Annotated in this window: 21 protein-coding genes and 1 tRNA gene; 4 read left to right on the top strand and 18 right to left on the bottom strand. The window is 74.7% G+C overall.

Features of this window, described 5'->3' with window-relative positions; translation table 11 throughout:
• Window positions 1-64: 64 nt before the first annotated feature.
• A tRNA-Lys gene (locus ACIGW2_RS23495) sits at window positions 65-138 on the top strand.
• A gap of 233 nt (window positions 139-371) precedes the next feature.
• Here ACIGW2_RS23495 and ACIGW2_RS23490 read toward each other — a convergent pair.
• From ACIGW2_RS23490 to ACIGW2_RS23430, 13 genes are all read right to left on the bottom strand, one after another.
• Window positions 372-1,019: a class F sortase gene (locus ACIGW2_RS23490; RefSeq protein WP_399845554.1), complete on the bottom strand. Its 648-nt coding sequence runs from the start codon at window positions 1,017-1,019 to the stop codon at window positions 372-374.
• Between the two features lie 13 nt (window positions 1,020-1,032).
• Entirely contained in the window at window positions 1,033-1,695 is a 663-nt protein-coding gene (locus ACIGW2_RS23485; protein WP_399845551.1) for a PT domain-containing protein, read from the bottom strand.
• 86 nt (window positions 1,696-1,781) lie between these two features.
• On the bottom strand, window positions 1,782-2,561 hold the full coding sequence (locus ACIGW2_RS23480; protein WP_356067920.1) for an HAD-IIA family hydrolase: 780 nt from the start codon (window positions 2,559-2,561) through the stop codon (window positions 1,782-1,784).
• 81 nt (window positions 2,562-2,642) lie between these two features.
• On the bottom strand, window positions 2,643-4,184 hold the full coding sequence (locus ACIGW2_RS23475) for an alkaline phosphatase family protein (protein ID WP_399845549.1): 1,542 nt from the start codon (window positions 4,182-4,184) through the stop codon (window positions 2,643-2,645).
• 142 nt (window positions 4,185-4,326) lie between these two features.
• On the bottom strand, window positions 4,327-5,385 hold the full coding sequence (locus tag ACIGW2_RS23470) for a 2-aminoethylphosphonate ABC transporter substrate-binding protein (protein WP_399845546.1): 1,059 nt from the start codon (window positions 5,383-5,385) through the stop codon (window positions 4,327-4,329).
• A 30-nt stretch (window positions 5,386-5,415) separates the two neighbouring features.
• A complete protein-coding gene (locus ACIGW2_RS23465; protein ID WP_399845544.1) occupies window positions 5,416-6,213 on the bottom strand; it encodes an ABC transporter permease in 798 nt (265 codons plus the stop codon).
• Window positions 6,200-7,102 carry a 2-aminoethylphosphonate ABC transporter permease subunit gene (locus ACIGW2_RS23460; RefSeq protein WP_399845541.1) on the bottom strand — a complete coding sequence of 301 codons (903 nt, stop codon included), beginning with the start codon at window positions 7,100-7,102 and terminating at the stop codon, window positions 6,200-6,202. Before ACIGW2_RS23460 ends, ACIGW2_RS23465 begins: the two co-directional genes overlap by 14 nt.
• Window positions 7,095-8,171 carry an ABC transporter ATP-binding protein gene (locus ACIGW2_RS23455; RefSeq protein ID WP_391655673.1) on the bottom strand — a complete coding sequence of 359 codons (1,077 nt, stop codon included), beginning with the start codon at window positions 8,169-8,171 and terminating at the stop codon, window positions 7,095-7,097. The genes ACIGW2_RS23460 and ACIGW2_RS23455 overlap by 8 nt, the downstream gene beginning before the upstream one ends.
• Window positions 8,168-8,863 carry a phosphonatase-like hydrolase gene (locus ACIGW2_RS23450; protein WP_391655674.1) on the bottom strand — a complete coding sequence of 232 codons (696 nt, stop codon included), beginning with the start codon at window positions 8,861-8,863 and terminating at the stop codon, window positions 8,168-8,170. Before ACIGW2_RS23450 ends, ACIGW2_RS23455 begins: the two co-directional genes overlap by 4 nt.
• 5 nt (window positions 8,864-8,868) lie before the next feature.
• Complete coding sequence (locus ACIGW2_RS23445) at window positions 8,869-9,990, bottom strand: TIGR03364 family FAD-dependent oxidoreductase (protein WP_391655675.1); 1,122 nt, start codon at window positions 9,988-9,990, stop codon at window positions 8,869-8,871.
• 189 nt (window positions 9,991-10,179) lie between these two features.
• The gene (locus tag ACIGW2_RS23440) at window positions 10,180-10,947 is read right to left on the bottom strand and encodes a GntR family transcriptional regulator (protein ID WP_391655676.1); all 768 of its coding nucleotides are present in this window, start codon (window positions 10,945-10,947) and stop codon (window positions 10,180-10,182) included.
• A 72-nt stretch (window positions 10,948-11,019) separates the two neighbouring features.
• Window positions 11,020-11,940 carry a hypothetical protein gene (locus ACIGW2_RS23435; protein ID WP_399845538.1) on the bottom strand — a complete coding sequence of 307 codons (921 nt, stop codon included), beginning with the start codon at window positions 11,938-11,940 and terminating at the stop codon, window positions 11,020-11,022.
• A gap of 251 nt (window positions 11,941-12,191) precedes the next feature.
• Window positions 12,192-13,331, bottom strand: a complete 1,140-nt coding sequence (locus tag ACIGW2_RS23430; RefSeq protein ID WP_399845535.1) for an ROK family protein — start codon at window positions 13,329-13,331, stop codon at window positions 12,192-12,194.
• A 158-nt stretch (window positions 13,332-13,489) separates the two neighbouring features.
• On the opposite strand from ACIGW2_RS23430, the gene ACIGW2_RS23425 reads away from it, so the two are divergent.
• Entirely contained in the window at window positions 13,490-14,569 is a 1,080-nt protein-coding gene (locus ACIGW2_RS23425) for a Gfo/Idh/MocA family oxidoreductase (protein ID WP_399845533.1), read from the top strand.
• Between the two features lie 29 nt (window positions 14,570-14,598).
• On the top strand, window positions 14,599-15,081 hold the full coding sequence (locus ACIGW2_RS23420; RefSeq protein WP_391655680.1) for a heme-degrading domain-containing protein: 483 nt from the start codon (window positions 14,599-14,601) through the stop codon (window positions 15,079-15,081).
• A 24-nt stretch (window positions 15,082-15,105) separates the two neighbouring features.
• Here ACIGW2_RS23420 and ACIGW2_RS23415 read toward each other — a convergent pair whose 3' ends face one another.
• The 4 genes from ACIGW2_RS23415 to ACIGW2_RS23400 all read right to left on the bottom strand — a co-directional run bounded on the left by ACIGW2_RS23415 (window position 15,106) and on the right by ACIGW2_RS23400 (window position 17,977).
• A complete protein-coding gene (locus tag ACIGW2_RS23415) occupies window positions 15,106-15,963 on the bottom strand; it encodes a fumarylacetoacetate hydrolase family protein (protein ID WP_391655681.1) in 858 nt (285 codons plus the stop codon).
• Between the two features lie 176 nt (window positions 15,964-16,139).
• A complete protein-coding gene (locus tag ACIGW2_RS23410; protein ID WP_391655682.1) occupies window positions 16,140-16,871 on the bottom strand; it encodes a YidC/Oxa1 family membrane protein insertase in 732 nt (243 codons plus the stop codon).
• A gap of 99 nt (window positions 16,872-16,970) precedes the next feature.
• The gene (locus ACIGW2_RS23405; RefSeq protein ID WP_356067939.1) at window positions 16,971-17,291 is read right to left on the bottom strand and encodes a DUF6412 domain-containing protein; all 321 of its coding nucleotides are present in this window, start codon (window positions 17,289-17,291) and stop codon (window positions 16,971-16,973) included.
• Window positions 17,292-17,449: 158 nt separating this feature from the next.
• Entirely contained in the window at window positions 17,450-17,977 is a 528-nt protein-coding gene (locus ACIGW2_RS23400; protein ID WP_399845529.1) for a winged helix-turn-helix transcriptional regulator, read from the bottom strand.
• A 101-nt stretch (window positions 17,978-18,078) separates the two neighbouring features.
• On the opposite strand from ACIGW2_RS23400, the gene ACIGW2_RS23395 reads away from it, so the two are divergent.
• Complete coding sequence (locus tag ACIGW2_RS23395; RefSeq protein ID WP_399845527.1) at window positions 18,079-19,515, top strand: MFS transporter; 1,437 nt, start codon at window positions 18,079-18,081, stop codon at window positions 19,513-19,515.
• On the opposite strand, the gene ACIGW2_RS23390 is transcribed toward ACIGW2_RS23395, so the two are convergent.
• Window positions 19,434-20,267 carry a class E sortase gene (locus tag ACIGW2_RS23390; RefSeq protein ID WP_399845525.1) on the bottom strand — a complete coding sequence of 278 codons (834 nt, stop codon included), beginning with the start codon at window positions 20,265-20,267 and terminating at the stop codon, window positions 19,434-19,436. The two genes, ACIGW2_RS23395 and ACIGW2_RS23390, sit on opposite strands and share 82 nt — an antisense overlap.
• Between the last annotated feature and the right edge of the window lie 60 nt (window positions 20,268-20,327).

Below are 20,327 nucleotides of genomic sequence, written 5' to 3'. Positions count from 1 at the left end.
CGGGCGGGACCGTAAATGGTCAAGAGCACGGTCAGGCGTCCTGTAGAGTTATCTCTGTCAGCAGGCGCCGCTAGCTCAGTTGGTTAGAGCAGCTGACTCTTAATCAGCGGGTCCGGGGTTCGAGTCCCTGGCGGCGCACGCGAAAGGCCGAGGCCCTTCACCGCATGGTGAAGGGCCTCGGTCGTCTTCCCGTCTCCCGGTCCCGTTTCCTACAGTGAGCGGAACCCGACCTCCCGCGGCGGTTCCGGGCTCCTCCCGCGGCCCGTGAGCACGCGGTCGAGGACCGGCCCGGCCGGCGGCCGGCGCTCACGCCCCGCCGGCCGGCCCCGGTCTCCCCCGGATCATCCGCAGGTCAGCAGGTCAGCCGCAGGTCAGCGACCGCCGGTGCCCGTCAGATACGCCGACACCACCACGTTCGCCGTGTACGCGCCCGTCTCCCGGTCGAAGTCGCCGCCGCACGTGATCAGGCGCAGCTCCGCGCGGTCCGGCTCGCGCGGGCCGTAGGCCCGGCGGGGGTCGAAGCCGTCCCTGGGGAGCACGTCCACCTCGTCGATCGTGAATTCCGCGACGCTTCCGTCCGAACGGGTCACGGACACCCGCGCCCCCGGGCGCACCGCGCTCAGGCCGTAGAAGACGGCGGGGCGGGTGTCGGTGTCGACGTGGCCCACCAGGAGGGCGGCGCCGGGGGCGCCGGGGCGGGTGCCGGCGGCGTACCAGCCGACCGTGCGCGGCATCGCGAAGGGCGGCGGGTCGATCGCGCCGTCCGGGTCGAGACCGCGGGCGACGACGGGGGCGGAGATGCCGACCGAGGGGATGTCCACCCGGCGCGGCTCGACCGGGTCGAGCGGGGCGTGCGCCGGGGGCAGTGCCACGCCCGGCGGGCGCCCGACGGCGGCGATGTCGCCGGTGGTCGGTGCCGAGCCGTGGGCCGGGCCCTGGCGGGCGTCCGTTCCCCAGACCCAGAGGCCGAGGACGAGCACGGCCCAGGCCGTGCCGGTCAGCGCGCGCCCGGAGGACACCCGGCCCGCCCGGTCAGTCCGTGCCCTGGCCCGTGCCGCCGCGCCGGCGGGCGCTGCGGAGGGCGACGGCGACGGCCGCGAGGGCGGCCATGCCGAGGCCGAGGAGGGTGTACGGGGTGCCGAGGCCGGCCTCGTCCGCCGTCTGGGCGACGCCGGGGGCCGCGGGCGCGGCGAAGGCGGCCGCCGCGCCACCGCCGCCCGCGCGGACCGGGGCGACCGGGGAGGCGTGGTGGGTCGGCTGGTGCGTGGGCTGGTGGGTCGGCTGGTGGGTGGGGCGGTGGGTCGGCTGGTGGGTGGGGCGGTGGCTCGGCTCGGGGTGGCGGCGGACCTGGACCGTGCCGACGTCGGCGTGGTCGTGGCCGTCGCAGGTCACGGTGACCTTGTAGGTGCCGTCCTCGAGTCCGGACTTCAGGGTGGTGTCACCGAAGAGCGGGTTCTTTCCGCCGTCCCGGCCGGTGAGCTCCGCGTCGGCCACGAAGGCGGCGGACTTGGCCGCGCCGGTGGTGCCCTTGCATCCCGTGACGCGCACGTCGACGTCGGCGCCGGGGGCGGCGGCGGCCGGGGTGACGGTGGCCCGGACGCCGTCGTGGGCGAGCGCGGTGCCCGCGACGGGCGGTGCGAGCACCAGAGCCACGGCCGCCCCGGCGGCACGGAGAGCGATGGGACCTGAACGCATGGTGACCTCCTGGTACTGGCAGGGTCACCCGATTCGGGTCGGTTCGCATCCGCAGGGGGCCCGACAGGGCCCCCACCTGCGCGGACTCAGATCCGCTCGACGAGGTCCGCGATCGACTTCACGACCTTGGAGGGGCGGAAGGGGAAGCGGTCGATCTCCGCCTGGGTGGTCAGGCCGGTCAGCACCAGGAAGGTCTGCATGCCGGCCTCCAGGCCGGCCAGGATGTCGGTGTCCATCCGGTCGCCGATCATGGCGCTGGTCTCGGAGTGCGCGCCGATCGCGTTGAGGCCGGTGCGCATCATCAGCGGGTTGGGCTTGCCCGCGAAGTACGGCTCCTTGCCGGTCGCCTTGGTGATCAGCGCCGCGACGGAGCCGGTGGCGGGCAGCGGGCCCTCCAGGGAGGGGCCGGTCTCGTCGGGGTTGGTGCAGATGAAGCGGGCGCCGGCGTTGATCAGCCGGACCGCCTTGGTCATGGCCTCGAAGGAGTACGTGCGGGTCTCGCCGAGCACCACGTAGTCGGGGTCGTGGTCGGTGAGCACGTAGCCGATGTCGTGCAGGGCGGTGGTGAGGCCGGCCTCGCCGATGACGTACGCGGTGCCGCCGGGACGCTGGTCGTCGAGGAACTTGGCGGTGGCGAGCGCCGAGGTCCAGATGTTCTCGACGGGGACGTTGAGGCCCATGCGGGCGAGCCGGGCGTGCAGGTCCCGCGCGGTGTAGATGGAGTTGTTGGTGAGGACGAGGAAGGGCTTCCCGGTGTCCCGCAGCTTGGTGATGAACGCGTCGGCGCCGGGGATCGGCACGCCCTCGTGGATGAGGACGCCGTCCATGTCGGTGAGCCAGGATTCGATCGGCTTGCGCTCTGCCATGGGTGCGGGACTCCTGCCGTACGTGACGAACGGTGTGCTGGGGGCGACGCGACGACGCTGTGGCGACGCCCCCAGCGTAGGTCAGGAAGTGCTGACCCTGACCCCGTCGATCACCCAGTACCAGTTGTTGGAACCGGTGTAACGGAAGCGGAAGCTGACGGTGGAGGCGCCGGCCGGGACGTTCACCGTGACCGACTGGGGCTGGGAGACGACGTCGGCGGTGTACGACTTCACGACGGTCGGGGTGCCGCCGTTGAAGCTCGCGAGGACCTGGGCGGTCTGGGCGCCCTCCTGGCGGTAGTGGGTGGTGAAGTCGAGGGTGACCCGGCTCGCGCCGGTGACCGGGTGGGCCGGGCTGACCAGGGTGGAGTCGTACGTGCCGGAGAAGGTCTTGTCGGCCCACTCGTCGGAGTCGGCGACGGCGAAGACGCCGCGGGCGCGCACGTTCAGCTCCCGCCACTGGTCGCGCTGGGTGCGGGACCAGAACTCGTCGGTGGCGAAGGACCAGCCGCGCCACTCGGTCGTGCCGCCGGTGCCCATGGCGTTGTTGATGACGGACCAGCCGCTGGGCGCGGTGTGGGTGAAGCCGAGGACGCCGGTCGGGATGCCGGTCTCGTCGACGCGGCCGGTGAGGGCGGACTGGAGGGTGTCGAAGGGGTCGGTGGTGCGTTCCTGGATCGGCTTGCCGTCGAGGCCCCAGGCCGGGTCGGGGGTGATGCCGAGCTGGCGGAAGACGGTGGCGGCGACGTCGACGAGCCGGGTGTCGAGCGGGCGGGCGCCGGCCGCGATGCCGGGGCCCTGGGCGAGGACGAAGGTGCGGCGCTCCTCGATGCTGGAGCCGCCGTGGCCGCCGGCGTCGGTGTGGCCGTGGTCGGTGGCGACGATGACGGTCCAGCGTTCGGTGGCGTACGCGGGGCGGGCCCGGATCGCGGCGAGCAGGCGGCCGAGGTGGGCGTCCTGGACGTCGATGGCGTCGAGGTACTTCTGGCTGGCGGCGCCGTAGGAGTGCCCGATCTCGTCGGTCTCGCCGAAGTAGACGAAGAGGACGTCGGGGTTCTGGTTGCGGAGGATGTCCTCGGTGGCGTCGGTGATCAGGGCGTCGTTGACCGCGTAGTCGTTGTTGTACACGAGCTTGGCGTCGGCGCCGGGGGTGACCGTGCCGTAGGTGTCGAGTTCGGGCCAGTCGACGGCGGCGAAGAGGGACAGGTCGGGGCGGACCTGGTGCAGGCGGGCGAGGAAGCCGGGGTGGGCGGCGTAGTTGCGGCCGGTGAAGGTGTTGTCCTTGACGCCGTGCTTGTCGGGCCAGACGCCGGTGGAGATGGTGGACCAGCCGGGGCCGGAGGAGGTGGCGGCCATCGGGTTGGCGTAGAGCAGCGAGCGTCCGTAGGTGCCGCCCGCCATCAGCGACTTGAGGTGCGGGGCCTTCGCGGCGTCGATGCGGTCGTGGCGCAGTCCGTCCATGCCGACGACGAGCACCTTGTCCTTGCTGGTGCCGTTCGGCAGGACGGGGGTCGTCGCGGCCCGGGCGGCGGGGGCGGTGGCGAGGCCGGTGGCGGCGACGGCCGCGCCGGCTCCGGCGGCGGCGAGGACGGTGCGGCGGGATATGCCGGTGCTGAGCGGCATGCGGTTCCTCCGGGAGGGGCGAGAGCGGGGCACGCGTCAACGCCCCTGGTTCCCAGGGGCGTTGAGCGCGCGCGAGGTTTGGTCCGTACCCGTTATCCTTCCGCGACATTCCCGGGCGGGGAAAGGGTCGCGCGGTGAACTTTCAGCTGCCGGTCGCGGACTTCCACGCGTCCACGTACGACGTGAGGTTGGTGTCGATGTCCTTCCAGTCCGGTTCGAAGACCTCGACCCCGTTCATCAGCTTCGCCAGCTCGATGGCGTTGGCGTCGGTGGCCTTGACGTCCTTGCGGACGCTGAAGCCGCCGCCGATGGAGCTGACCTCGCGCTGGGCCTGCTCGCTCAGCAGGAAGTCGAGCAGCTTCTTGCCGTTGTCGGCGTGCGGGGCCTTGTTCACCAGGCCGGCGGCGTAGGGCAGGGCGAAGGTGGTGGGCTTGCCGCCCTGCTTCGCGGGGAACCAGATGGCGAGGTTCGGCATGGACGCGGACTGGGCGAAGTTCATCTGCACGTCGCCGTTGGCGACCAGGATCTCGCCCTTGTCGACCTTGGGGGCGAGCTTGGAGGTCGAGGAGGACGGGCCGACGTTGTTGGCCTGAAGCTTCTTCAGGTACTCCATGGCCGGCTCCTCGCCGCCGAAGTCGTGCATCGCCTTGATCAGCACGGCGGTGCCGTCGCCCGCGACGCCGGGGGTGGAGTACTGCAGCTTGTTCCTGTACTTCGGGTCGAGCAGGTCCTCCCAGGTGGTGGGCGGGGTGGTCAGCTCCTTCTTGTTGTGGACGAAGCCGAAGAAGTTGTTCACGACGGAGGTCCACTTCCCGTCGGCGGCCTTGTCGCCGCCGGCCACCTGGTCGGCGCCCTGGGGGGTGTAGGCCTGGAGCAGTCCCTTGGAGTCGGCCTGCTGGATGAAGGGCGGCAGGGTGACGAGCACGTCGGCCTGGGTGTTGCTCTTCTCGCGGGCGGCGCGCTGCACCATCTCGCCGGAGCCGCCCTCGACGTACTCGACCTTGATGCCGGTCCGCTTCTCGAAGTCCTTGAAGACCTTGTCGTACCAGCCGTCGCCCGCCTCGCCCTTGAGGCCGTCGGCGCTGTAGACGGTGACGACCTTCTCGTCGGCGGCGGCGGTGGAGCCGCCGCAGGCGGTGAGGGCGGTGGCGAGGGCGAGGCAGCCGGCGGCGGCGGCGAGCGGCTTGGCGTACGTAAGCATGACGTCGTTCTCTCCTGACGGAAGGGGGTGCTAGCGGTACGAGGCTTTGGTGCGGATGCGGGAGACGGCGAGCAGGACGAGCAGGGTCGCCGCCATCAGGACCACGGCGAGGGCCGAGCCCGTGAAGAGCGAGCCGCGGTCGGTGGCCGTGAAGACGAGCACGGGCAGCGGCAGCCAGTCCGGCGGGTAGAGCATCATCGTGGCGCTCAACTCGCCCATGGACAGGGCGAAGCAGAGGCCGGCCGCCGCGTTGAGCGACGGCAGCAGGAGGGGCAGCCGCACCCGGAACAGGACGTACGAGGGGCGGGCGCCGAGGCTGGCGGCCGCCTGCTCGTACATCGGGTCCAGGCGCAGGATGGCGGCCGAGACCGACTGGTGGGCGAACGCCGTGACAAGAACGGTGTGCGCCAGGATCACGATCCAGCGCGTGCCGTTGAGGAGCAGCGGCGGCTGCGAGAAGGCCACCAGGACGGCGAGGCCGACGACGACCGAGGGCACCGCGACCGGCAGCACGAACAGCGCGTCGAGCACCCGGCGCCCGCGCTTGCGCAGCGCGGCGGCGGTGAGCGCCGCCCAGGTGCCGGTGGCCAGCGCGAGGACGCTCGCGGTGAGCGCGGTGACCAGGCTGGTGGTGAGGGCCTGGAGGGACTCGCCGCGGACGGCCGCCGTGTAGTGGGCGGTGGTCGGGCCGGACGGGAGGGCGCCGGACCAGTGGGTGGCGAAGGAGGCGGCGAGGACGACGAGGAGCGGCAGGGCGAAGAGGGGGACGAAGAGGACCGCGAAGAGGGCCCAGGCGCCCCAGCGCCCGGCCCGGCTATGCACCAGCACGTCGGCTCACCGCCCGGTAGATCGTGTAGAGGCCCACGGAGATCAGCACGTTGACGACGGCCACCACGCAGGCCGCCGCGTAGTCGGACTCGAGGACGGCCTTGCCGTAGACGAGCATGGGCAGGGTCGTGACGCCCTTGGCACCGGTGAAGAGGACGATGCCGAACTCGTTGAGGCACATGACGAGGACGAGGCTGCCGCCGGCCGCGAGGGCGGGCAGGGCCTCGGGCAGGATCACCCGGCGCACGATCCGCAGCGGGCGGGCGCCGAGCGAGGAGGCCACCTCCAGCTGGGCGGTGTCCAGTTGGGCGAAGGCGGCGAGCAGCGGGCGCATCACGAAGGGCGTGAAGTACGTGATCTCGGCGAGCAGGACGCCCCAGGGGGTGGTGAGGAACCGGAAGGGGCCCTCGGCGGCTCCGGTGACGTCGGTCCACAGCCCGTTGGCCACGCCGACCGTGCCGTACAGGAACAGCAGGGCGAGCGTGATGAGGAAGGACGGGAAGGACAGGAAGACGTCGATGAACCGGGCCACGGCCCGGGCGCCGGGGAAGGGCACGAAGGCGATGACGAGGGCGAGCACGCAGCCGAGGACGAGACAGCCGGCGGTGGCCGCCGCGGCCAGCCACACGGTGGTGACGAGCGCGTCGCGGAAGGACTCGGAGGCGAAGACCCGGGCGTACGCGCCGGGCGCGAGCGACTCCCGGACGACGAGCGCGAGCGGGTAGAGGAAGACGACGCCGAGCGCGAGCACGGGCGGCGCGGCCCAGAGCCAGGCGGGCGTCCGCCGGCCGGTCCCCCGGTCCGGCCGCCCGGGCGCGGCTGTGGGCGCCGTGGGCGGGCGGTGCTCGGCGGGCGGCGCGTCGACGAGTCCCGCGGCCCGGCTACCCATCGTTCACCCCCGCGGCCAGCAGGACGGCGTCCTCGGGGGCGAAGTGCAGCGTGACCTCGTCGCCGAGGGCCGGGGTCTCCCGGAGCTCGCGCACGTCGGCCTTGACGCGGTGGCGGGCCGGGCCGACCTCCACGTACAGGCGGTGGGTGGCGCCGCGCCACTGGACCTCGGCGACGCGGCCGGTGAGCGCGTTGGGCCCGGGGCCGAGGCCGACGAGATGGGGGCGGACGCAGAGGGTGGCGCCGGCGCCGGGCAGGGCGGTGTCGCCGACCGGCACGTCGAGCGGGACGTCGTCGAGGCGGACGCCGGCGCGGTCGGCGCCGACGACGACCGGGAGGAGGTTGGCGTTGCCGACGAAGGAGGCGGTGAACTCGGTGCGGGGCCTGCGGTACAGCTCCTGCGGGGTGCCGCAGTCCTGGAGCCGGGCCTGGTCCATGACGGCGATCCGGTCGGCGAGGGTGAGCGCCTCGACCTGGTCGTGGGTCACGTAGAGGAGGGAGACCTCGGGCAGTTCCCGGTGCAGGCGGGCGAGTTCGGCGAGCATCCCGGAGCGCAGCTGGGCGTCGAGCGCGGACAGCGGCTCGTCGAGGAGGAGCACGTTCGGGCGGATGGCGAGGGCGCGGGCGATGGCGACGCGCTGCTGCTGGCCGCCGGACAGCTCGCGCGGGTAGCGCCGGGCGTAGGCGGACATGCCGGTCATCTCCAGGGCCTCGGCGACCCGGCCGGGGATCTCGGCCTTGGGGACCCTGGGGTCGCGCCGGGCCTTGAGGCCGAAGGCGACGTTGTCCTCGACCCGCATGTGCGGGAAGAGGGCGTACTGCTGCACGACCATGCCGATGCCCCGCTGGTACGGCGGGAGCGCGGTGACGTCGCGGTCGCCGATGAGGACCCGTCCGGCGACCGGCCGGACGAAGCCGGCGACGGCCCGCAGGGCGGTGGTCTTGCCGGAGCCGGAGGGGCCGAGGAGGGCCATGACCTCGCCGGGTTCGACGGTGAGGTCGAGCGAGTCGAGGACGGTGTGGCCGCCGTAGCGGACGGTGACGCCGTCGAAGCGGATGCCGCCGGTCATGCCGTGCGCTCCTCGTACTCCCCTATGAGGGCGGGGAGTCCGGCGACCGAGGGCAGCACCCGGGTGGCGCCGTGCGCGGTGAGCGCGGTCTCGTCGTGGGCGCCGGTGAGGACGCCGGCGACGATCCCGGCGCCGGAGCGGACGCCGCTGAGCATGTCGTACGAGGTGTCGCCGGCGACCACGATCCGGCGGACGTCGTCGACGGCGCCGGTGCGCAGGAAGGCGGCGAGCACCATGTCCGGGTAGGGGCGGCCGCGGCCGCCCGCGTCGGCGGGACACAGGGTCAGCGGGACGAGGTCCCGCCAGCCGAGGGCGTCGAGGATGGCGTCCTGGGTGGGCCGGGCGAAGCCGGTGGTGAGGACGACGGTGCGGCCCTGCTCCTGGAGCCGGGCGATGGTCTCGGCGGCGCCGGCGACGGGGGCGATCCTGCCCGCGGCGACGAGCTCGGCATAGGCCGCTTCGAAGGCGAGGTTGGCCTGCCGGGCGCGCTGTTCGTCGCTGCCGAAGAGGTGGCGGAAGACCGAGATCTTGGACTCGCCCATGGTGGCGCGGACGTGGTCGATCATGGTGGCCGGGTCCTCGCCGAGGCGGGTCGCGGCGGCCGTGAAGGCCTGCTCGACGAGGCCGTCGTCGGCGACGGTGGTGCCCGCCATGTCGAGGACGACGAGCTTGTGCTGCGTGGTCGTGGTCATCGGTGTCACCAGCCCAGTTCGTTCGCGGTGGTCTCGGCGATGGCGGGCGAGCAGGTCATGCCGCGGCCGCCGGGTCCGGTCACCAGCCACACGCCGTCGCGCACCCGCTGGCGGTGGACGACCCGGGTGGTGTCGGTGCACTGCGCGTACACACCGGCCCAGCGGCGGCGCACGCGCGGCAGCGGGCGGCCGAGCAGGGACTCGACCACGCGCGTGAGGTGTTCGTACGGCTCCTCGACGGTGTCGAAGGCGAAGGGGTACTCGTACTCGTGGGTGTCGCCGATGGTCAGTCCGCCGTCGAGGCGCTGCACCATGAGCAGCTGCATCTTGTGGGCGGCGGCCGTCGGGTCCTGCGCCTGGCCGGCGTTGAGGGCGTCGAGGGCGGCGGAGGCGTAGGCGGGGTAGTAGCGGAAGGAGTCGGCGTCGGCGACGGAGGTGGTGAGGGGCTCGCCGAGCGGGTCGGTCTGCATCATCTGGAGCCGGACCCGGCGCACCGGCACCTCGCCGGCGACCTCGCGGACCAGGCCGGACAGCCAGGCGCCGGTGCACAGGACGACGGCGTCGCCGGTGTGGACGTCGCCGTGGTCGTCGCGGACCGCGTGCTCGCCGACCACCTCGCGGACCTCGCGGTGCGGCAGGAAGGTGTAGCGGCCGGAGGCCAGGAGGGCTTCGCGGAGCGCGAGTTGGGCGGTGCGCGGCTCGACGGCGGCGTCCCGCTCGCACCACAGGGCGGCGTCGAAGGCGCCGCGCAGCGCCGGGTTGACCGCCCGGGCCTCCTTTGGGGTGAGCAGCTTGTAGCCGCGGGCGGCGGCGTCGTCCCGGGCCACCGCGGCCTCGGCGACGCCGAGTTCGAGCGCGCCGCGGACGGGGGTGAGCGAGCCGATGGCCCGGAAGCCGAGCTTCGGGACGCGGGCGCCGATGCCCTCCCACAGCTCGCGGGCGCGCAGGGCGGTGTCCAGTTCCTCCCCGCCGGCCCGCCCGCTGACCCAGATCTGGCCGAAGTTGCGGAGGGAGGCGCCGCGCGCCTCGGCCTCCCGCTCGATGTGGACGACCTCGTGGCCGCGTTCGACTGCCTGCCAGGCGTGCATGGTTCCCACGACGCCGGCTCCGACGACTATCACCTTCATGCCGTTCACGGTCGGGGCGGTGGATGGCCCGGACCGGTCGGGGTGGCGACGGGACGGTGAACGGACCGCCAAGCTTGGACTAGACCCGTTACCTTTTTGTGATGTCAGGGTCGAGGGCGAGCCGGGGCGGAGAGGAGGCGGTGGAAGGCGACGGGAGGCGGCGGAAGGCGAAAGAGGGCCTGGAAGGCGCTATTCCTGGCGACCCAGGTGGGCGGTGAAGCTGAAGCGGTCGCCGCGGTAGAGGGTGCGCACCCGTTCCAGCGGACGGCCGTCGGTGTCCCGGGACACGCGGTGCAGCAGCAGCATCGGCAGCGCGGGCGGGGTGCCGATGAGCAGCGCCTCGCGCGGGGTCGCGAGCACGGTCTCGATCCGCTCGTCGGCGTCACCGAAGACCACCCCGAGCCGCTCGTGGAGATAGGCGTAGAAGGAGGAGTCCGGGTCGAACTCGGTGTCCAGGCGCGGTGCGCGGGCCTCCGAGACGTACGTGCTCTCCAGGCCGACCCGCTCCTCGTCGGCGAGCAGCACCCGCTCCATGTGCCACACCGGCTCGCCGGCCGCCACGCCCACCTGGGGCGCCAGCTCGGCCGGGCACGGGAAGCGGTCGAGCGAGATGAGCGCCCGCCCCGGGGTGCGGCCCTGGCGGCGCACCCCCTCGGTGTAGCTGGCGAGCGACAGCGGCTGCTCCAGCTTGGGCCCGGCGACGACGGTGCCGCGTCCCTGCCGCCGCAGCCGCCCTTCGAGCAGCAGCTCGCGCAGCGCCTGCCGGACGGTCTCGCGCGAGACCTCGTACCGCACGGCGAGATCGCGCTCGGTCGGCAGCAGCCCGCCCTCCCCCAGCTCGTCGACGAGTTCGGCGACCCTCGCCTTCACCGCGTAGTACTTCGGGATGCGCCCGTGCTCGGGGATGCCGGAGCGGATGGGCGCGCCCGGGTCGCCCATGCTGTTCATGTTGCTCATCCGGTGATCGTCGCAGACCGCGGTGAACGCGGAGGTGTACGGAGGGTGACCCGGGGGCGCCGGCCGGCCGGCTCAGCGGCGCCGTGCGCGGCGGGCGAGGACGATCAGGGTGGCGCCGGTGGCGAGCAGGGCCGCGGCCAGCGGGGCGAGGCGGAGGGCGGCGTTCCGGGCGGTGCTCGCGGCGGACTCCTGCCGTCCGGTGCTGGCGAGTTCGGGCCGGTCCGGGTCGGCGGTGCCGGTTCCGGGGGCGGTGGTCCCGGCCGGGTCGGGGGTGCCGGAGGGCGGACGGACGGGGGCGGCCGGGTCGGGGGGCGGGTCGGTGGGGGTGGCCGGTTCCGCGTCCGGGTCGGCCGCGCCGGGGTCGGCGGGGGCGATCGTCAGCCGGTACGCGCCGGACTCGCCCACCCAGTCGCCGTCCTCGCCGCGCCGCTGCACGACGGCGGCGCTGACCGTGACCTCGTCGGGCGCGGCGTCGGCGCCGAAGGCGAGGCGCACGGGCACGGTGAGGGTGCGGCCCGCGGGCACCGCGAACCCGTCGAAGGCGGGCACGGCCGGCACGACGGGCGTCGGGCGCTTCGGCGCGGCCTGGAGCTCCGGCCCCTCGAACACGCCCACGCTCTCGGCCCGTTCGGTGCGCTCGAAGGCCACCGGGCGCCAGAGCCGCGCCCCCGCGTCGTAGAACTCGGCCCGGATCTGCCCGGGTTGGAGCACCTTGTCCCGGTCGGCGAGCACGAGGACCGGGTGCACGTCGCGGCACGGCTCGGCGGTGGTGTTCGTCAGGTCCAGGCTCCAGGTCCGCGGCTCCCCGCCCGCCGGGTACTCCTCGGGACCGCCGTGGATCCGGGTGGTCAGCGGGAAGTCCTTGTCCCCCGCCGCCCCGCAGGCCGGTGCCGCGGGCGCGCCGGCCGTGGCCTCCGCCGGCGCGGCGGCCAGGGCTCCCGCCCAGGCCGCGGTGAGCGCGGCGAGGGAGACGGCGGTACTGCTCGTGCGCATCGGTCGCATGGTCGGTCCCGGTGCCTTTGCTGCTCGCGGACGTGCGGACGTACGGCTCGCCCGCGACGCTGCCACGCACCGGCGGGCGCCCGGGGCAGCGACGCGGCGGCGGGGTCCGGACGGGGCGCACATTCCGCCCGATCAGCGTATTTTCACAGCGGTACGGGGCGGGGGTACGGGCCCCGGGCCCGGGCCCCTGGTCCCCGGCCCGGCCACCAGGGCCTGGCCGCCCCTGATCCGCCGGACCGGCCCTACGTGCCGAACACCGGCGCCAGGACCAGCTGCGCCGCCCCGTCCGCGACCGCCGTCGGGCCCGTCACGGTCTCGACGGCGGCGGGCAGCCCGAGGCCGGCGAGCACCTCGCGGGCGCCGTGCGCGAAGACCTCGGGCGCGGCGAGCACGGCCCGGCCGCCCAGCAGGACCCGGTCGACGTCGAGCAGCCGGACCAGGTTGGCGGCGCCGGTGCCGAGCACCCGGGCCGCCTCCGCCAGGTCGCCGCGGGCCAGGGCGGCCAGGCACAGCACCTCCAGGCAGCCGCGCCCGCCGCAGTCGCAGCGCGGCCCGTCGAGCTGCACGGTCTGGTGGCCCAGCTCCCCGGCGCCGGTGCGGCCGCCGCGCAGCACCGCCCCGCCGAGCACGAGACCCGCGCCCAGGCCCGTACCGAGGTGCACATAGGCGAAGGAGCCGGGTGCGCCGGGGCGGCGGGCGAGGCCGAGGGCGGCGGCGTTGGTGTCCTTGTCGAGCGCGACGGGCAGGCCGAGCCGCCGCTCCAGCTCCTCCCGCAGCGGGAACCCGTCCCACTCGGGGAAGCCGGTGACCCGCCCGGGCCGCCCGCTGCGGTGGTCCAGGGGGCCGGGCATGGCGACGCCGACCCCGAGGACGGGGGAACCGCCCTTGCCGCCCTTGTCCCCCTTGACCCCTTCGGGCGGCTCGGGCGGCTCGGCGGCGAGCAGGGCGGCGACCTCCGCGCGGGCCGCCGCGAGGACCGGCTCGGCGCCCGCGCCGAGGTCGAGCGGGGCGCGGCGGACGGCGACGGGCGCGCCCGCGAGGTCGAGCAGGACGGCGGTGAGCTCGTCGCGGTCGAGGTGGAGCCCGACCGCGTACGCCGCCGTGGGGACGAGCCGCAGCACCATGGCCGGCTTGCCGCCGGTGGAGGCGCGGCGGCCCGCGTCGGCGACCAGCCCCTCCTCCCGCAACCGCGCGGTGATCTTGCTGACGGCCTGCGGGGTGAGGCCGGTCCGGTCCGCCAGTTCCAGCCGGCTGACCCCGGCCTCCCCGGCGGTGCGCAGCAGGTCGAGGACGAGCGCCGCGTTGTGGCTGCGCAGGGCCGGGAGGTTGACCCCGCCGCGCCGCCCGCCGGACAGGTCCGCCGCCCCCGGGTTCGTACCCATACTCGGCCCTGGACCCGGACCCGCACCTGGACCCGGCCCCGGACCGGCCCCCGTTCCGGTGGTCCTGCCGCGCGCGGCTCCGCTCCCCTGGTCCCTGTTCACCTGCCCATTGTGCCGGTCGCTTGCACTTCAGCAACAGCGTTGCCAAAGTGGTTCCCATGAGCTCCCCCCGTACCCCGCTCCGCGTCGGCCTCGTCGGCTACGGCCTGGCCGGCTCCGTCTTCCACGCCCCGCTGATCGCCGCCTCCCCCGACCTGGTCCTGGACACGGTCTCCACCGGCAACCCGGAGCGCGCCGCGCAGGCCCGCGCCGAGCACCCGGGCGTGCGGGTCGCGGGCTCGGCCGAGGAACTCCTCGCGCGCGCCGACGCACTCGACCTGGTCGTGGTCGCCTCCCCCAACAAGACGCACGTCCCCGTCGCCACCGCCGCCCTGAAGGCGGGCCTTCCGGTGGTCGTGGACAAGCCGCTGGCCGGCACCGCCGCCGAGGCGCGCGCCCTGGCCGCGCTCGCCGAGGAGCGCGGACTGCTGCTCTCCGTCTTCCAGAACCGGCGCTGGGACAACGACTTCCGCACGCTCCGCGCGCTCCTCGCCGACGGCGCCCTGGGCGAGGTCCAGCGCTTCGAGTCCCGCTTCGAGCGCTGGCGGCCGCAGCTCAAGGGCGGCTGGCGCGAGTCGGGCGCGCCCGAGGAGATCGGCGGACTGCTCTACGACCTCGGCAGCCACGTGGTCGACCAGGCCCTCGTCCTCTTCGGCCCGGCCGTGCGCGTCTACGCCGAGGCGGACGTGCGCCGCCCCGGCGCCGAGGCGGACGACGACACCTTCATCGCGGTCACGCACGCGAACGGCGTCCGTTCCCACCTGTGGACGAGCGCGACCACCGCGCAGCTCGGCCCGCGCTTCCGGGTGCTCGGCCGCACGGCGGGTTACGTGAAGTACGGCCTCGACCCGCAGGAGGCGGCGCTCCGCGAGGGCCTGCGGCCCGAGCCCGGCACCCCGTGGGGCGTCGAGCCCGAGGAGCTGTGGGGCCGGCTCGGCGCCGGAGAGTCCCCGCTCACCGGCGGCGGCACCCCCGTCGAGACCCTGCCGGGCGCCTACCCGGCGTACTACGAGGCCGTCGCCGCCGCCCTGCGCGGCACCGGCGCGAACCCGGTGACGGCGCACGAGGCGGCGGCGGCGCTCGACGTCCTGGAGGCGGCGCGCCTCTCCGCCCGCGAGGGCGTGGCGGTGAGCCTGTGACCGGCACGGGCACGGGCACAGGGACGGGAATGGGCAACGGGCACCCGGACCGGCTGGACGAACTGGCGGCCCAGGAGGCGGCGCTGGTCCTGCCCCACTTCACGTACGAGGACGCCTGGACGCTCGGCACGATCCTGGTCGCACTGGCCCGGGAGCGGCGCGCGCCGGTCGCGATCGACGTACGGCGCGGGGCGCAGCAGCTGTTCCACTGCGCACTGCCCGGGTCGAGCGCCGACAACGACGCCTGGATCGACCGGAAGCGGCGGGTGGTCGAGCGGTACGGGGTGAGCTCGTACCTGGTCGGTGCCCGCTTCCGCGCCAAGGGCACGACCTTCGAGGCCTCCTCGCGGCTCGACCCGGACCGCTATGCCGCGCACGGCGGCTCGTTCCCGATCGCGGTCGAGGGCGCCGGGGTCATCGGCTCCGTCACCGTGTCGGGGCTGCCGCAGGCCGAGGACCACGCGCTGGTCGTCCTCGGCCTGGAGCGGCTGCTCGCCGCGTACGGCTCCTGAGGGGCGCCGGCCCCCGGGCCGGGTTCAGGCGTCCTTCAGCTCCTGCCGCTGCCTTCCCAGACCCTCGACCTCCAGTTCGACGACGTCGCCGGCGCGCAGGTACGGCTTGGGCTCCGGCTGTCCCATGGCGACGCCGGCCGGCGTGCCGGTGTTGATGACGTCGCCGGGGTAGAGGGTCATGAAGCGGCTGACGTAGCGGACGACCCGGGCGACCGGGAAGATCTGGTCCGAGGTGTGCCCGTCCTGCCTGAGCTCGCCGTTGACCCACAGCCGCAGGCCCAGCGCCTGCGGGTCCGGCACCTCGTCGGCGGTGACCAGCCAGGGGCCGAGGGGGTTGAAGGTCTCGCAGTTCTTGCCCTTGTCCCAGGTGCCGCCGCGCTCGATCTGGAACTCGCGCTCGGAGACGTCGTGGGCGACGGCGTAGCCGGCGACGTGGGCCAGGGCCTCCTCGTCGGTCTCCAGGTAGCGGGCGGTGCGCCCGATGACGACGGCGAGCTCGACCTCCCAGTCGGTCTTCACCGAGCCGCGGGGCACGAGCACGGTGTCGTCCGGGCCGACGACGGTGTCGGCGGCCTTCAGGAAGACGACGGGCTCTGCGGGGGTCGGCTGGCCGGTCTCGGCGGCGTGCCCGTGGTAGTTCAGCCCGATGCACACGACCTTGCCGATCCGGCCGACCGGCGGGCCGATCCGCAGCCCGGCCGGGTCGAGCGCGGGCAGCACGCCCGCGCCGAGCGCGGCGCGGATCCGGTCGAGCGCGGAGCCGTCGGCGAGCAGCGCGCCGTCGATGTCCTCGACCAGCGCGGACAGGTCGCGCAGCGTCCCGTCCTGGTCCAGCAGGGCGGGCCGCTCGGCCCCGGCCGGGCCGACGCGCAGCAGCTTCATGGTGTTCTCCTCAGGTCGTGCCTCTGGTCGAGGCGGCCCGGCGAGGCGGGCCTCGGTGTGCCCCGGCCGATGGAGTGCGGCCATCGGAGGATTGGTCGATCCTCCAAGAGTTCGGTTCGCTGTGCAAGACCCCGTTCACAGACTGGACCCTTACTCATCGGTATACGGCGCTGGACTCAGACGCTGGGCGCGAGGGCGCCGGCCGCCGGCACGTCGCGGTAGAGGAAGGCGCGCTCCACGGCGGTCCAGGTGGTGCTGGTGACGATGTAGAGGGCGGCGGCGAGCGGGACGACGGCGACCGAGATCAGGGTCGCGAAGGAGAGCAGCGGGAGGTACTTGGTCATGGCGGCCATGGCCGCCGCCCCGGGCTGGTCGTCGGCCACCGGCTGCACCGGGTTCAGGGCCTGCTGCTTCTTCGTCCGGAGGTAGGTGTACGTGGCGACGGCGCCGACGATCGCGAAGAGCACGAGGTAGACCAGCCCGGCCGGGCCGAACACCCCGCCGTCGCCCAGCGCGTCCGCGTAGCGCCCGCCGAGCGGGGCGGCGAGCAGGCTGTGCCCGGACATCCGCCCGCTGGAGAACAGGTGGTACATGAGGAAGAAGGCGGGCGCCTGGAGCAGGCTCGGCAGGCAGCCGGCGAAGGGCGAGACCTTCTCCTTGGCGTGCAGCTCCATGACCGCCTTCTGCAGGCGCTCGGGGTTCTTGGCGTGCTTCCTGCGCAGCTCGGCGAGTTGCGGGGCGAGCCGGACGCGCGCCTTCTGGCCGCGGGCGGCGGCGCGGGAGAGGGGGTGGACGGCGAGTCGTACGGCCATCGTGAACGCGACGATGGCGGCGGCGGTCGAGGCGCCGGCGAACAGCGGGTGGAACAGGTCGGCGAGCTGCTCGACCAGGCTGGCGAAAACGGACATGGGAGCCCTCCGTGGGGTCTCGTCGTGCCGGGAAAAGGGGACTTTTCGGCAGGACGGATCCGCGTCGAGGGCTGAGCCCGTGGTGCTGGAGGGGGTGCCCTACGCGGCCGTCGGGAGGGGACGGCCGGGCGCCCTGGGCCTGCGGCGGCCCGCGGCGTCGGGGTCGCGTTGCGGCAGGAAGGCGGTGCGCCGGGCGCGGTCGCGCAGGGCGGTGCGCACGCGGGTGGGCGGTACGGGCAGGGCCGTACGGCCGCCGCCGATCAGGGCGCAGAGGAAGGCGCCGGCGGCGACGGCGAACGCGGCGGAGATGCCGGCTCCGGCGCCGGCACCGCTGCCGACCCCGTCGGTGAAGAGCATGTCGGCGAGGGCGAGGAGGAAGAGGAGCGGCGCGAGGACGCGCAGCAGGGGCCCGCGGGCCATGCCTTCCTCCTTCCGGGTGACGCCGTCACGACGTACGGACGGGATGACGACCGTACTGACGACCGTAATGACGTTATACAGGATCGGTCGTCCGGCCCGACCGGCCGTCACACCGGATCGACCGTCACGCCCGACCGGCCGTCACACCGGATCGACCGTCACGCCGGATCGAGCTCCAGGGGGACGAGGAGGCGGCGGGGGGCGAGGAGGGCGCGGCTGACCGGGTCGGCGGGGTCGGGGGCGAGTCCGGCGCCGGGCCGCATCTCGACGTCGGCGGGGTGGACCGGGATCCGGCAGGCCGGGCACTCGCCGTACGGGCCGAGCTCGGTGCCGCAGTCGACGTGGTGGAAGTGGCGCATGGGCTGGGTATCGGGCAGCTCGCGGCCCCAGCGCCCGAGGGAGCGCAGGACGGGCCACAGGCCGATGCCGCGCTCGGTGAGCACGTACTCGTCGCGCGCCGGGGACTCCTGGTAGCGCCGCTTGTCGAGGACGCCGGCCTCCACGAGGGCCTGGAGGCGGCCGGCGAGGACGGCGCGGGGGGCGCCGAGGTGGGCGAGGAAGTCGCTGTAGCGCCGCACGCCGTAGAAGGCGTCGCGGACGACGAGGAGGGTCCAGCGCTCGCCGATCACCTCCAGGGCGCGGGCGATGGAGCACTGCTGGGTCGCGTAGTCCTTGCCGAGGGCCATGGAACGAGTGTAGCGGGAGGGTTCATTCACTGAACTGGCACTGGTACGGTGAGCGGAGCCGCAAGGTTCAATGACCGAACCAACACCGTCGAGGTCCCGGCATGCCCAAGACCCCCGCCCAGGCCAGCGCCCGCACCCCTGCCCATCGGCCCTCCTCGTCCGCCCGCTCGTCGGGTGGGCCCGCCCGGGGGCGGGGGGCGCCCCGCCCCGGTGCGACGCTCGCCGTCACCAGCGCCGCCACCGCGCTCACGCTGATGAACTACACGGCGCCGATGCTGACCCTGCCCGCGATGACGGCCGCCTTCGGGACCCCGGCCGCCGCGCAGGCCTGGCTGCTCAACGGCACCCCGCTCGGCCTCGCCGTACTGCTGCTCGTCGCCGGCAGCCTGGCCGACGCGCACGGCCGGCGCCGGGTCTTCCTGCTCGGCACCCTCGCCCTCGGCGGCACCACGGCCCTGGGTGCCCTGGCCGGTTCCACGCTCACCTTCACCCTGGCCCGGGTCGCGCAGGGCGCGGCGAGCGCGGCCGTGCTCGCCGCGAGCCTCGGCCTGATCGCCCAGGCCCACCCCGGCGGAGCGGCGCGGATCCGGGCCACGGGGGTGTGGGGCGCGTTCGTGAGCGCGGGCATCGCGCTCGGGCCGCTGCTCGCGGGCGGGCTGAGCGGCCTGGGCGAGGTGGGCGGCCTGGCCGCGTGGCGGCTCGCGTACGGGGTGCTCGCGGCGGGCCTGCTGGTGGTGGCGGCGTTCGGGCCGCGCGCCCTGGCCGAGTCGCGGGCGCCGCACCGGACCCGGGCCGACCTGACCGGCGCCCTCGCCCTGGGCCTGGCGCTGGCCGCCGCGCTCACCGCGCTGACCCTCGGGCGGGACGGCTGGCTGCGTCCGCGGGTGGGGCTGCTGCTGCTCGCGGCCGTCGCCCTGACCGCGCTCTTCGTACGCGTCGAGCGGCGCGTACGGGCGCCGATGATCGACCTGGCGCTGCTGCGGCGCCCGGCGTTCCGGGCGGCGACGGCGGGCGCGCTGTTCACCGGCCTCGCCGTGATCGGCTTCTTCAGCGTGCTGCCGGCCCTGCTCCAGCACGGCGCGGGCATGGCGCCGCTGACGACGGCGTGGCTGTTCCTGGTGTGGTCGGGCACGGCGTTCGTGGTGGCGCTCCAGGTGCGGCGGCTCGCCGGGCGGATCTCCGCCCCGTACCAGCTCGTCCTCGGCTTCCTCCTGTCCACCGCCGGAGTGCTCGCGCTGTACGGCTCCCTGGAGGGCGGGTCCGTCCCGCGCCTGCTGCCCGGGCTGCTCGTCGCGGGCGTGGGCAGCGGCCTCCTGAACGCCGCACTGCCGCGGCTCGCCGTGGACTCCGTACCGCAGGAGCGGGCGGCGATGGGCTCCGGCGCCAACAACACGGCCCGCTACATCGGCTCCTCGGCGGGTGTGGCGCTGGCCCTCGCCCTGTCGACGGCCGGCCCCTACGCGGCGCTGTTCGCCTCGGCGGCGCTGGGGCTGCTGGGCGCGGTGGTGACGAGCCTGGCCCAGACGACGAGGCGGTAGGTGGAGGTGAACTCGGGCGTGCAGGTGGTGAGCGTGAGGTAGGCGCCGGGCCGGTCGTAGCCGTACTCCGGCTTGTACAGCGAGCGGGGCACGGGCGCGATGACGCCGACGTCGCGGGGCGAGGTGACCGGCAGGATCCGGTCGACGCGGTAGGTGGAGGTGCCCTCGCGGGTGCGGACGGTGATCGCGTCACCGGGCCGGAGCCGGTCGAGGTGCCGGAAGGGCTCGCCGTGGGTGTTGCGGTGCCCGGCGAGCGCGAAGTTCCCGGTCCGGCCGGGGGCGCCGGTGCCGGGGTAGTGGCCGACGTACCCCCGGTCGAGGACGCCGCGGCGGCTGACGCCGGGGGCGACGGGGACGGTGAGGCCGAGGCGGGGGATGCGGAGGACGGCGTAGGCGGCGTCTTCCTCGGGCGGGGCGGCTCGGGTCGCCGCGGGCGCCTCGGGCTCGGCGGTCTCGGCGGGCGGCGGGCCCGGGGATTCCGGCAGGGGTTCCGGCACGGGTTCCACCGTGGGCTCCGGCAGGGGTGAGGAGTCCCACGCGCGTTCGAGGTTGCGCACCTGCCGGTCGGCCTGGGCGCGGGCCTGTTCGTTGGTCCACCAGAGCTGGTGGACGACGAGGAGGAGCACGAGAACGCCGCAGGTGACGAGGGTTTCGGCGGAGAGCCAGAGGGCGCGGGCGGCGGGCCCGCGGCGCCGGCGGCCGCGCGGCGTCTGCACGACGACCGGGACCCGGCCGCGCCTCGTCGCTCGCACGGCGGGCACGATAAGCCGTGGAGCGCCAACTCTCCAGGGGCGTACAGCAGTACGGTGGAC

It is taken from the genome of Streptomyces sp. NPDC053541 (assembly GCF_044544705.1).
Classification (GTDB): domain Bacteria; phylum Actinomycetota; class Actinomycetes; order Streptomycetales; family Streptomycetaceae; genus Streptomyces.
This window is presented reverse-complemented; position numbering and strand designations above follow the sequence as displayed.